Raw genomic sequence first — 11,335 nt, 5'->3', positions numbered from 1 at the left:
CCTCAATGTCGTGGCGCGCCTGGCCGCGACCGAACCACCACCCAGCGTCGAAACCCACTTGTCGCTCAAGGAAGCCCCCGTCGCTAACACGGCGCGCTACGACCGCCTGCGTGGCCAGGCCGAGGAGGTCGGTCATGCGTGATTTGATGGCGGAACTCAAGGAGCTGCGCCTGCACGGCATGGCCACGGCCTGGGCGGAGTTAACTGCACAGGGTGAGTCGAACACAGCCTCGTCCAAGTGGCTGCTCGAACACCTGCTGGAACAAGAGCACACAGATCGCGCCATGCGCTCGGTGAGCCACCAGATGAACATGGCCAAGCTGCCGATGCACCGCGATCTGGCCAGCTTCGACTTCAGCGCCTCTAGCGCCGACGCACGCCTGATCAGCGAGCTGGCCAGCCTGGCCTTTACCGACACCGCGCAGAACGTGGTGCTGATCGGTGGGCCAGGCACCGGTAAAACCCACCTAGCCACCGCGCTGGCCGTGTCCGGCATCACCCGGCATGGCAAGCGCGTGCGCTTCTACTCCACGGTCGATCTGGTCAATCTGCTGGAGCGCGAAAAACACGACGGCAAAGCCGGGCGGATCGCCCAGGCACTGCTGCGCATGGATCTGGTCATCCTCGACGAACTGGGTTATCTGCCGTTCAGCCAGGCTGGCGGTGCGTTGCTGTTTCACCTGCTGTCCAAGCTGTACGAACACACCAGCGTGGTGATCACCACCAACCTGAGCTTCGCCGAATGGTCGAGCGTGTTCGGCGACGCCAAGATGACCACCGCCCTGCTGGATCGGCTGACCCACCACTGCCACATCGTCGAAACCGGTAACGAGTCCTATCGCCTGCAACACAGTAGCTTGGCGGCCCAGGCCAAGATCAAATCACGGGAGCGAAAGCGTAAGGGCGGCCAGGAACCGGAGGACGATGAGTCGTTCTGATTTCATGGTGACGACGGCCTGCTGCATGGCTGCATGTGGCAGGTCTTCAACAGCTGAACTGGGACAGCGAGGGAGTGGGTTCAAAAGCAGCTGCGCTGGTAGACTTATCCACAGTTGCTGGTAACAAAATCAGCAATCCGCCCTGGGTCAAATTTCAATCGGCAGGGTGGGTCAATTTTCCATCAGCGCCAACAGGCCAGGTCGTCTATCCGTGATCGACTAATGCTGTCGTTGGCGTATTTCGGGGCTCTTCGCCGTGCCGAGTTGGTGGCCTTGCGTATTGAGGATTTAGACGTTGCACACCGACTGATCTCGGTGCGAGCGGAAACGACCAAAGGCAAACGCAGCCGCGTCGTGTGCTACAGCCCAGACATTGCACCTGTCTTGATAGAGCATCTACATGCTCTTCGCGGCGCTGGCTGGATGCGAGGTTCGTTGTTTCGATCAGCATCAGATCGTAATCGAGGCTCGCCACTGTCCCGTTGGGCGTGGAGTAAAACGGTTGAAGGGTGGGCCAAGGAAGCGAAACTATCGCACCTGAGCACTCATACCTTTCGCCACCTTCGGCTTACCCATCTGGCCCGTGCGGGCTGGAAGCTCCATGAACTGACCACGTATGCTGGACATCGAGACCCCAAAACCACTTTGATTTACCTGCACCTATCTGGCGCGGATTTAACCGCAAAGATGGCGCACTCCGTCGGCAGTCTCGATGCTCGGATGTTCTGTGAACTCTTTGGGTCTGAGGCATTGCTATGAGCACCCCCTCAGTCACCCCTTATGTTCCGTTCGACGCGAGCAAGTACGTACGTCAGAGCGATCTATCGAAAATCGAGCTGAGCATACTTTCGAATCGCTCTCACCGTTCAGACTGGGGCTACCTCCAATCAGAGATACCTGAGCTCATGAGGCCGCTAGCTGATATAGCGGCGCACAGCGGCGTTTCTCAGCGATTAGCCATTTCATCAGTGGCAGTCATTCTCTGGAATGTCAGCAAAACCGGTAAACCCTACTGGTGTTGGTCTGAGTCGCAGTGGTTGACCTTGCTCAGTAATCGAGCAGGATCACGACCATATCTCGCTTCCGTTGCTTACCATCTCGGCGATTTTCGAACCCCGCAGCGTATCGCCAAATTCCGGCAGCCGGCGATATATGCTTCTTTTATCTTCGGCCATGCCGTGTTCAGACATGAGCACGTTCGCTTGAGCCAAGCGTTGAGATCGCTGGGCTACGCTGCTCGCCATCTTGAGCAGTTCCTTTCCAACGTGCTGGGTGCCTTGATGCTGGAAAACGGCGATCCGCGGTTGGAGACATTCACCGAGGAACTGCTACTGAAGGGCCAACAGCATCGAAGCGAAGGTGTCGCGAGATCGGTCGGAAAGGTATCTCACGGCCTCGCTGCCATGGGGATTTTGGCGAAACCTTTACGCATGCGAGGCTATACCTGTTGGCGGGCGAAAAGCATCGAAGGCATCGATCCGACTTGGGCAATGTGGTGCCGTCGATGGCGAGACACTTCCACCTTGCGTCCACGCACACGTGAAAGCAATTACAGTTTTATCTTGAGGACCAGTGTCTGGCTAGCGCGCGAGCAATCAGGAATGGCGGCGCCTACCGATTGGAGCATGTCCACTTGCGCTGCATTTATTGCTGCCGTCGACCGGATGACGGTCGGTGAGTGGGCTTTGGAGTCAGCGAAGGGAACACAGCTAAAGGGGCTTGGTCAGCCTATCGCTGCCAACTCGAAGCGCGGCTTTCTACATGCCTTGCGACGATTTTTTACAGACTTTGAACTCTGGGGATGGGGTCGTTTGAAGTTCAGCCCCCGGCATCACCTCGCCACCCCGCGATCCGTGACATTCAACTCGGGTATCAACCCGCGGGTAATTGATGACTCGACCTGGCTCAAGCTGATTTGGGCGAGTCTAAATCTTGAGCGTAGTGATCTGCTTTCGGAGATTCACTATCCGCTGTCGATGGTTCAAGCCATTGCTGTAGTGTGGACGCACGCTGGTTTGCGCAGCAATGAAATCATGCGCTTGGATAAAAGATGCGCGCATCCTCAGACCAATGATGTGGTACACGAGGATGGGACCATCGTTCCAGCAAAAACTTTATGCTATCTCGATATTCCTGCCAGCAAGACGTTCAAAGCTTTCGTCAAACCTGTAGCGGTGGTCGTGAAGGAGCGCATTGACGCCTGGCTGGAGGACAGGCCTGCTAACCAGGCCGCTTTGCTGGATGAGCGAACCGGGGAAAAAGTTAGCTACCTATTTCAGTTTCGAGGCAAGCGCATAGGCTCCAGTGTCATTAATGGCACCATCATTCCAATGCTATGCGCCAAGGCGGGTGTGCCACTGGAGGACAGTCGCGGGCGAATCACCAGCCACCGGGGACGTGCCTCCGCAGTGACGGCGCTCGCCAGCGTCCCTCAGGGCATGTCGCTGATCGAGCTAATGCAGTGGTCGGGACATAGCTCGCCGAATTCGACTTTGCATTACATTCGAATTCGGCCTACCAAGCTGGCAGCATCCTTCGTTAAAGCCGATCAAATGGCCCATATGGTCTCCGTTTTGATCGATCATGACGTAATTGTTCGCCATTCAGATGCCCCCTACACCTTCTATGACTTGGGCGACTCGTATTGTTCAAATCCCTTCTGGAGCAGCTGCCCACATCGCATGGCCTGTGCGGGGTGTGACTTCAACTTGCCGAAAGCCAGCGCAAGGGCCCAAGCATTGGAAAGCAAATCGTCTATCGGACGGTACTTGGAGGCCGTGCCTTTAACTCCCGACGAGCGAGCCATTGCCGAGGGCGACTTGGAAAAGCTGGAGAGCCTCATTCGAAAGCTGGACAATGTGCCGGCTCTAGACGGCAGGATGCCGAGGAGATCGATGAGAGAAAGAGGAGGCTATAAGTAGAAAAGTTCTTAAGCGACTAGTGGCTCGCTAGACATACCTGTCGCGTTACTCCTAAGTTATGCGACACACTAGATTTTTCGGGGTTTTGCTGGGCTGCGGGTGTCGCAGGAGTGTGCCGCACGTAGATCGAAGTTAAACCTGATGCTAGGCCGGCTCATGCACTAGCCGGATGTCGATTTCTCTGTCGACATACTGCCACTCCACCGAGGCTCGGAGTTCGGCCAGAAGCCTGTTAAAGGCCGTCTCATCAGACGGGGAATATTCGAACCAAGTCAAGAAGTCGAAGGGTTCGTTCTCGCCCAGGTCCCGACAATGGTGGAGGCGGCGGGCCACAGCAGGGAGATATTGGAGCCCGATGTGAATGTGACGGGACTGTTCCTCAAAAATCTTCCGGCGTTCGTCTTGAGACAGTCCCCACCATGAGGGGTTTTTCCGGATAGGGATCAGGGCGGCGCAGGTAGCCTCTGCTCGACCCAAGCTTGGCTGCTTCGCCACGAGACGATCCTTCTCTTCACGCACGACATAGCGCTCGTTACTCGTTATCCCGCGAAGGAGCCATTTGGTGCCCGGAGGCTGCGGCGAAACAGAGCCAGCGGCTACGTTGAGCCGTGGGATTCCAGGGAGAGGGGCTCCTGCCACGGCATTCATCGCAACAACGCGCCAAACCCCCGTTTCTCCACCAGCGAACGTAAATACTCGTGTATTCATCAGGTTCCTCTCAGGCCTTTCGCCTATTTCTCAGATAACGCAAAACCTGCACTGCCCGGCGCAACCACGGAGACAAATATGAAAGGTCCTGGACCAGAGTTCACGGCACCATGTACTTGCCCAGGTTTTGCAATGGCAATATCTCCAGCTTTAAGATGAATTTCTACGCCGTTGCCTTGATAATACTTGGCCTCACCTGAGATAACCGTCCAAGTATCTTGGCCGTGAGGATGGACATGGGCAGCTATTTCCTGCCTAGGGTAGGCGTGCCAAACTACAACGACAGAATCGTTGGTCTCCAGAACAACTGAACGGATCGGTTCGCCGTTAGACGGACGGACATATTCGTCCACCGAAAAAATCCGCGATTCCGTTTCTGCTTTCATGTTCACACTCCATTCCTGCACCGCAAGGTGACGTGCATCTGGCACTAACACCAAGACGAAGCCTTGATCTTGATGGGGGCGGAGAAGCTCGACACGCCGAACGGCATCATGAAGAGCACTTTCATGCGGCACCAACCATTTCTTTTAACGACACGAGGCTCGTATGCACATGACGATATGTACTTGAGCGCCTTTCGGAAAAGCTATGTTATAGGACGGAGACCGTCAATACTCCGTCGTGGGTAGGCATGACAGAACGGTAGGATAACGGCGACGTTTTGGTCATATGTACATGGGAGGGCGGTTCACCGCTCGGCAGGGGTGTTGTCGATGGACAGGTGTCCGCCTTCGATGTAACAGATCAGCTTTGACCGGTTACTAACAGGATGACCGGATGATCCGGTGAGCGACGGCGATCTCCTCAGAAGCTACAGCCATACCGGTTGGGTATGAGAAGCTCCAAGGGCGAGCATGGCCCGGTTCTTATTGACTTTCTATTACACATAAATGGCGACATGAGCGAGCGTGTGATGACGATCCTGGAGAGCTGCTTTCCAAGCATCGAGGTATACAGCATCGACGAAGCCTTTGCCGATATGACCGGGCTGCCCGAGCCGCTGGAGTCGATAGGTCGTCAGGTGCAGGCAGAGATTAAGCAGAAGACTGGTATCCCGGTCGGCATAGGCATCGCCACCACCAAGACACTGGCCAAGCTCGCTAATAACGCCGCCAAGCGCTGGCAGAAGCAAACTGGTGGCGTCGTAGACATTCGCGATCCGGTTCGTCGCGACAAGCTGCTCAAGGCCATGCCTGTAGAGGAAGTCTGGGGCGTTGGTCCCCGAATACGTGCTCACTTGGAAGGCATGCAAATCAAGACAGCTTGGGACTTGGCACAGATGGATGCCTGGACACTACGCAAGCGATTCAATGTCGTGGTCGAGAAAACTGTGCGCGAACTGCGCGGTGTGGCGTGCCTGGAGATCGAGAACGAAATCGAACCCAAGCAGGAGATATGCTCAAGCAGATCATTCGGTAAGCGCCTGCGAGAGTTAGCGCCTATCCAAGAGGCCGTCACCAGCTATGCGACGCGCGCTGCTGAAAAGCTCCGCAAGCAGGAGTCGCTCTGCAGGCAGGTGAGGGTCAGTCTGCGCACCGGGATGTTCAATCCAGCTGAAGCGAAATATGCCAATGGCGTCCTCTGCCAGCTGCCCTACCCGACCGACGACAGCCGACTGATCGTCAAGGCTGTTCAGGCTGGATTGCAGCAGGTCTTCAGAGAAGGCTTCAGCTACGCCAAGGCTCAAGTGCTGCTCCTGGATCTGTGCCGCAAGAACGAATACACGCCGGATCTGTTTGCCCCTGAACAGCCCGTGAAAACCGAGCGACTGATGAGCACTCTGGACGCGATCAACAATCGTTGTGCATATTTCGGAGCATCGTGACCGGCCGTTTCGGTTGATCGTGACCGGTCATTTCGCTAACGCGTGACCGCTCATTTCGGTAGCAACGTGACCGATTTTCCGCCTGTTCCGAAACAGGCGGTCACGGCTTACCGAAATCGCCGGTCACGGCTTAGCGAAAACCTTCCCCCTGCGTTGCGCATGACCTGATGCGACCGTCACCCTCGCCCGATTTCGGGAGACGAGGGATGGCGGCGCCGCGAGTAGCCATGCGAAACATCAAAGAATGTCTGCGCCTCAAGCTTGAGGCCGGTTTGTCCCACGAGAAGATCGCCCGTGCCTTGCAGCTGTCCAAGGGCGTCGTCAGCAAGTACGTCGCGGCGGCGCGTGTGGCCGGGCTGGATTGGCCGGCGCTGGTGGCCATGGACGAGGCCGCGCTGGCGGCCGCCTTGTTCCCGCCGGCGTCGACGGGCCAGCCGCGCGGTGAGCGGGGTGCTGCCGGACGTGCTGAGTATCCACCGCGAGCTGCGGCGCAAGGGCGTCACCTTGCAGCTGCTGTGGGAGGAGTATCTCGCCGCGCATGCGGGGCAGCCGACCTACCGCTACACCCAGTTCGTCGAGCACTACCGGCGCTACGCCCAGACGCTCAAACGCTCGATGCGTCAGCTGCACCGCGCGGGCGAGAAGCTGTTCATCGACTATGCCGGCCCGACGCTGCCGGTGGTCGATCCAGCCACCGGCGAAGTCCGCCGGGCGCATATCTTCGTCGCTGCACTGGGCGCTTCGAATTACACCTATGCCTGCGCGACGCCGGGCGAAACCCAGGTCGACTGGCTGACGTCTCTGGGCCAGGCGCTCGCCTACTTTGGTGGCGTGCCAGAGATGGTCGTGCCGGACAATCCGCGCGCCCTGGTTGCTCAGCCGGATCGTTACGAGCCGGGCCTGAACCGCGCGACACTGGAGTGCGCCCGGCATTATCAGACGGTGATTTTGCCGGCACGGCCACGCAAACCTCAGGACAAAGCCAAGGCCGAGGTGGCGGTGCAGGTTGTCGAGCGCTGGATCATGGCGCGGCTGCGCCATCAGCAGTTCTTCAGCCTGCATGCACTCAATCAGGCCATCGCCGAACTGCTGGAGGATCTGAATCGACGCCCATTCAAGCGGCTCGACGGCTGCCGGCGTGACTGGTTTGAGCGCCTGGATCGGCCTGCCCTGCACCCGCTGCCGGCGCAGCCCTACGAGGTTGCCAGCTTCAAGCGCTGCAAGGTCAACATCGATTACCACATCGAGGTGAACGGCAGCTTCTACAGCGTGCCCTCGGCTCTGGCCCGGCAGAGCGTCGATGTGCGGCTGACGGCGCACACCCTGGAAGTGCTGCATGGCAACCGGCGAGTGGCCAGCCATGTGCTGCTGGGCCGACGCGGCGCCTACAGCACCCAGCGCGAGCACATGCCCGCCGCGCACCAGGCCCATCGCGAATGGACGCCGCAACGCCTGCTCGACTGGGGCGAGCGGATCGGCCCCTACACGCGCCAACTGATCGATCACCAGCTGACCCACAAGCCGCACCCTGAGATGGGCTATCGCGCCTGCCTCGGCTTGCTCTCGCTGGCTCGCCGCTACGGCAATGCGCGCCTGGAAGCCGCCGCCGAGCGGGCCGTCCAGCTGCGCGCCTTCACCGGGCGCAGTGTGCGCAACCTGCTCCAACAGGGCCTGGACCAACAGCCGCTGCCCAAGCGAGCAGCCGAGACGAGCCTCCCTGGCCACCACGAAAACGTCCGTGGTGCCGACTACTACCAACCCCCGCAACAGGAGCTGTTCGATGATGCCTCAACACACCCTGAATCAACTGCACCAGCTACGCCTGGACGGCATGGCCCGCGCGCTGGAGGAGCAATGGACGCTGCCGGCCAGCCACAGCCTGAGCTTCGATGAACGCCTCGGCCTGCTGCTCGACCGTGAACTGGCCTGGCGTGACAACCAGCGCTTGGTGCGACTGCGCAAGAAGGCCAAGCTCAAGTACAGCAACGCCTGCCTGGAGGATCTCGACCGGCGCCCCGGACGCGCCTTGGACGAGCGCCTGATTGCCACTCTGGCCAGTGGCGACTGGATCCGCCAGCAGCACAACCTGCTGCTGACCGGGCCGACCGGCGCCGGCAAAACCTGGCTGGCCTGCGCCCTGGGCAACCAGGCCTGCCGCCAGGGCTACAGCACCTTGTACCTGCGCACTCCGCGGTTACTGGAGCAACTGCGCATCGCCCACGGCGACGGCAGCTTCGGTCGCACCCTGCAACAGCTGGCCAAGGTCGACGTCCTGGTGCTGGACGATTGGGCGCTGGCCCCGCTGGAGGAAGGGGCTCGGCATGACCTGCTGGAAGTGATCGACGACCGCGCCGGCAGCCGCTCCACCATCCTGACCAGCCAGCTACCCATCGAGCACTGGCACGGCTGGATCAACGACCCAACCCTGGCCGACGCCATCCTCGACCGCCTGGTGCACAACGCCTACCGACTGACGATGAAGGGCGAGTCACTGCGCCGGAAAAAAACCGAGGAGCAAACCGCATCGTGACCGATGCGATTACAATCCAGAACCCGCGCAACCGGGGTGGAAACACCGGTCACGTATTAGCGAAACGCTCGGTCACGTTCACCGAAATCCGCAATCGTTGGGGACGCGGCACACTGCAGCCAGGACGCATAGCCAAGCCAGTCGAGTGGGCAATGCGCAGAGAGTTGCTTTCCCCCGCCTATACCACTCGCTGGTCTGAGTTAATGGTCGCAAAGGCGAACTAGCCACTAGCCTCGGCTGGTACCGAATCCTCGCTTACGATCCCCGTAGGACTTGGTCGCTTTCTTACACAGGTAGCTAGCCCGGCAGAACAGATCATCCAGCTCATCGCCCTTGCCTCGACGCTTTACTCGATCGATTCGATACTCAGCATCCTTCGGAATGTGCACCAGCCCCGTCACCAGGTCGACTGGTAGCCCCAGCGCACCTGCCCAGGACTCCTCGATACTGCTGATCATGTTCACTCGGTCTGACCCCAGACGCCCGATGGTGTAGTAGGCATCGCGGTTCAACAGGATCAATAGACGCTGGACGAATACAGTCAGGCCGGACGAAGGAATGCTTTACCTACTGGATCGAATCGCAGCTCAAACCACCGGGAGCACTCACCATGATCAGTCGCTATCTTGCCGGCCTGCTGCTTGGCCTCACAGCCACAGCAAACGCAGCTGATACCTCCAGCTGTTATGCCATTGCTGAGGCTGATGCCAGGACCTACTGCTTGGCTCTCGCGCACAAGGACCCAGGTCGCTGCTATGCAATCCAAGACTCCGCTTTACGTAGCCGCTGCCTGGCTGAGATACGGTAATGAGTACCGGCGAGATACAAGCACTACTGATTGGCATGGACGGTCTAGCTCGCGAAACAGACCGCGCGGAAAGAGGGATTTTGCGCAAAGCTCAAGATCGACTCTGCCAGCTATCTGATCAACCAGGCAGCGAACCTGAAAAGCGCCTGCTGTTGGAAGTGATCAACAAGGCACAGGCGGCGCTTGGAGCAAGCTCCTAGTCATCCACCCAGTGCCATAGAGACTCCCCAACCTAACCTGCCAGGGTTATTTGAGCCCAGCCGGGCCCAACGCAAGCGACAGTACTATGGGGAATCAGAGCCTACTTGCGTCGAAACCATGCTGGCCATTTCCGTAGACCTTGGTAGCAACCTTGCAGAGGTAGCTGGCCCTGTAGAAAAAATCAGCCTGACTCTGCGGATCATTACGACGTAGGCAGTAGGCAGAATTGGCCGGTATCTCCACCAGCCCTCTGACGGCCTCCACTGATAAGCCCAAGGCACTTGCCCACGCCTGTTCGAGACGATTGAACATGTTGTCCCTTCCTGTCTCAAATTTACCGAGGGCATTAAACGCATCAAAATTCAGCAAAATAGCCATGTGATAGTGTGGCTTTCCATTCGACCCAACTTCCCGCGTCCATACGAATCGCACAACGCTGTCATGTGCATATTTGTTCTCTTGACGTGCATTTTTCCGATTATTGGAAATCTTCGCCTTGAGCGACTTTATAAAGCGCTCTATTACCTTATTCGTGCAATGGTCATCTGGGAGAATGATTCCAACGGGAAACCTCAGGTCAATCCTAAAAGCCAACACCCTAGAGTACTGCTGAAGAGCACTATCAATCACACCTCGAAGCCTTTCTAGATACTGCTGAAAAAATGGCCCCTTATCGCCCTGGACTGGCAGCCCACAATAGTCACCTCCATAATGAATGAGTAGATTTTTGTTTTGATGATGACGTAACATTACTTAACACCTCACTGTTAGATTCATATACTTCTAACAGTAAGTAGATTTTAACAGACATCAATCTTCAACCGTATGAATGGCACTTGTGGGTGCCATTCATATACCAGTAATCATACTACTAAAGCATACTACCAATACCGAGAAGAAAAATTCATAAAACCCAGGAAATCAGACGAGCCTACACAGACAAACACCATAAAAACTTCAAACTAACTACTCGCGTAAAATATCACCACAGCCGGGCTAGCCCCGACTGTGGTGACAACCAACCACTTACAAGAACAGCTGGTGCTTCACCTTAAGCAACTTCTTGAATATCTCGCTCTGCCACCCTCTCCAGTATCCATTCAGACACCTCACCCTCCAGCCAACCCACGCTTCTTCCTCCCAAGGGAATTGGCTTCGGAAACCAACTTTCGGAAACATACTTGTAAATTGTGGAGCGCCCGAGACCGGTCATCTCCATTACCTGCTGCAATCGAATTACTTTCATGATGAGCTCCTAACTTGACTCATCAGATCTGGCTTCCCCGTCCTTTTTTACACGCCGCCCCGGGGGGGGGGGGGGGGGGGGGGGGGGGGGGGGGGGGGGGGGGGGGGGGGGGGGGGGGGGGGGGGGGGGGGGGGGGGGGGGGGGGGGGGGGGGGG

The 11,335-nt window shown here is 57.8% G+C and carries 10 protein-coding genes and 3 pseudogenes; 8 read left to right on the top strand and 5 right to left on the bottom strand.

The window, feature by feature from the left end; translation table 11 throughout:
- Window positions 1-134: 134 nt before the first annotated feature.
- The 3 genes from istB (QMX85_RS22445) to QMX85_RS22435 all read left to right on the top strand — a co-directional run bounded on the left by istB (QMX85_RS22445) (window position 135) and on the right by QMX85_RS22435 (window position 3,859).
- The gene (gene istB / locus QMX85_RS22445; protein WP_034017318.1) at window positions 135-938 is read left to right on the top strand and encodes an IS21-like element ISPst3 family helper ATPase IstB; all 804 of its coding nucleotides are present in this window, start codon (window positions 135-137) and stop codon (window positions 936-938) included.
- Window positions 939-1,073: 135 nt separating this feature from the next.
- On the top strand, window positions 1,074-1,697 hold the full coding sequence (locus tag QMX85_RS22440; RefSeq protein WP_348775236.1) for a site-specific integrase: 624 nt from the start codon (window positions 1,074-1,076) through the stop codon (window positions 1,695-1,697).
- A complete protein-coding gene (locus QMX85_RS22435; protein ID WP_282344631.1) occupies window positions 1,694-3,859 on the top strand; it encodes a tyrosine-type recombinase/integrase in 2,166 nt (721 codons plus the stop codon). Before QMX85_RS22440 ends, QMX85_RS22435 begins: the two co-directional genes overlap by 4 nt.
- Before the next feature lie 144 nt (window positions 3,860-4,003).
- Here the strand turns inward: QMX85_RS22435 and QMX85_RS22430 are convergent, their stop codons facing one another.
- Together QMX85_RS22430 and QMX85_RS22425 are read right to left on the bottom strand one after the other, a co-directional pair.
- A complete protein-coding gene (locus QMX85_RS22430; RefSeq protein ID WP_011914408.1) occupies window positions 4,004-4,507 on the bottom strand; it encodes a chlorite dismutase family protein in 504 nt (167 codons plus the stop codon).
- An 83-nt stretch (window positions 4,508-4,590) separates the two neighbouring features.
- Entirely contained in the window at window positions 4,591-4,953 is a 363-nt protein-coding gene (locus tag QMX85_RS22425) for a cupin domain-containing protein (RefSeq protein WP_071534424.1), read from the bottom strand.
- A 509-nt stretch (window positions 4,954-5,462) separates the two neighbouring features.
- Here QMX85_RS22425 and QMX85_RS22420 point away from each other — a divergent pair.
- The 4 genes and pseudogenes from QMX85_RS22420 to QMX85_RS22405 all read left to right on the top strand — a co-directional run.
- Window positions 5,463-6,371, top strand: a pseudogene (locus QMX85_RS22420) (Y-family DNA polymerase); the annotation flags it as partial.
- A gap of 251 nt (window positions 6,372-6,622) precedes the next feature.
- Window positions 6,623-8,150: pseudogene (gene istA / locus QMX85_RS22415) on the top strand (IS21 family transposase); the annotation flags it as partial.
- Window positions 8,151-8,175: 25 nt separating this feature from the next.
- Window positions 8,176-8,925, top strand: a complete 750-nt coding sequence (istB, locus tag QMX85_RS22410) for an IS21-like element IS1474 family helper ATPase IstB (RefSeq protein ID WP_282344629.1) — start codon at window positions 8,176-8,178, stop codon at window positions 8,923-8,925.
- Window positions 8,922-9,149, top strand: coding sequence for a DUF4113 domain-containing protein (locus QMX85_RS22405; protein ID WP_282344627.1), 228 nt, complete (start codon window positions 8,922-8,924; stop codon window positions 9,147-9,149). The genes istB (QMX85_RS22410) and QMX85_RS22405 overlap by 4 nt, the downstream gene beginning before the upstream one ends.
- A 3-nt stretch (window positions 9,150-9,152) precedes the next feature.
- Here the strand turns inward: QMX85_RS22405 and QMX85_RS22400 are convergent.
- Window positions 9,153-9,449: pseudogene (locus QMX85_RS22400) on the bottom strand (inovirus-type Gp2 protein); the annotation flags it as partial.
- Between the two features lie 283 nt (window positions 9,450-9,732).
- On the opposite strand from QMX85_RS22400, the gene QMX85_RS22395 reads away from it, so the two are divergent.
- Entirely contained in the window at window positions 9,733-9,933 is a 201-nt protein-coding gene (locus QMX85_RS22395; RefSeq protein ID WP_282344625.1) for a hypothetical protein, read from the top strand.
- Between the two features lie 94 nt (window positions 9,934-10,027).
- Here the strand turns inward: QMX85_RS22395 and QMX85_RS22390 are convergent, their stop codons facing one another.
- Together QMX85_RS22390 and QMX85_RS22385 are read right to left on the bottom strand one after the other, a co-directional pair.
- Window positions 10,028-10,684, bottom strand: coding sequence for an inovirus Gp2 family protein (locus QMX85_RS22390; RefSeq protein WP_253083969.1), 657 nt, complete (start codon window positions 10,682-10,684; stop codon window positions 10,028-10,030).
- A 301-nt stretch (window positions 10,685-10,985) separates the two neighbouring features.
- Window positions 10,986-11,180 (bottom strand): AlpA family transcriptional regulator, encoded by a 195-nt coding sequence (locus QMX85_RS22385; protein WP_003279762.1) that lies wholly within the window; start codon window positions 11,178-11,180, stop codon window positions 10,986-10,988.
- Between the last annotated feature and the right edge of the window lie 155 nt (window positions 11,181-11,335).

Source organism: Pseudomonas sp. PS02288, assembly GCF_029959715.1.
GTDB classification, from domain to species: Bacteria; Pseudomonadota; Gammaproteobacteria; order Pseudomonadales; family Pseudomonadaceae; genus Pseudomonas_O; species Pseudomonas_O kuykendallii.
This window is presented reverse-complemented; position numbering and strand designations above follow the sequence as displayed.

Coding starts and splice junctions, on each gene's coding strand:
- istB (WP_034017318.1), top strand. CDS start 135: ATGCGTGATTTGATGGCGGAACTCAAGGAGCTGCGCCTGCACGGCATG.
- QMX85_RS22435 (WP_282344631.1), top strand. CDS start 1,694: ATGAGCACCCCCTCAGTCACCCCTTATGTTCCGTTCGACGCGAGCAAG.
- QMX85_RS22430 (WP_011914408.1), bottom strand. CDS start 4,507: ATGAATGCCGTGGCAGGAGCCCCTCTCCCTGGAATCCCACGGCTCAAC.
- QMX85_RS22425 (WP_071534424.1), bottom strand. CDS start 4,953: ATGAAAGCAGAAACGGAATCGCGGATTTTTTCGGTGGACGAATATGTC.
- istB (WP_282344629.1), top strand. CDS start 8,176: ATGATGCCTCAACACACCCTGAATCAACTGCACCAGCTACGCCTGGAC.
- QMX85_RS22395 (WP_282344625.1), top strand. CDS start 9,733: ATGAGTACCGGCGAGATACAAGCACTACTGATTGGCATGGACGGTCTA.
- QMX85_RS22390 (WP_253083969.1), bottom strand. CDS start 10,684: ATGTTACGTCATCATCAAAACAAAAATCTACTCATTCATTATGGAGGT.
- QMX85_RS22385 (WP_003279762.1), bottom strand. CDS start 11,180: ATGAAAGTAATTCGATTGCAGCAGGTAATGGAGATGACCGGTCTCGGG.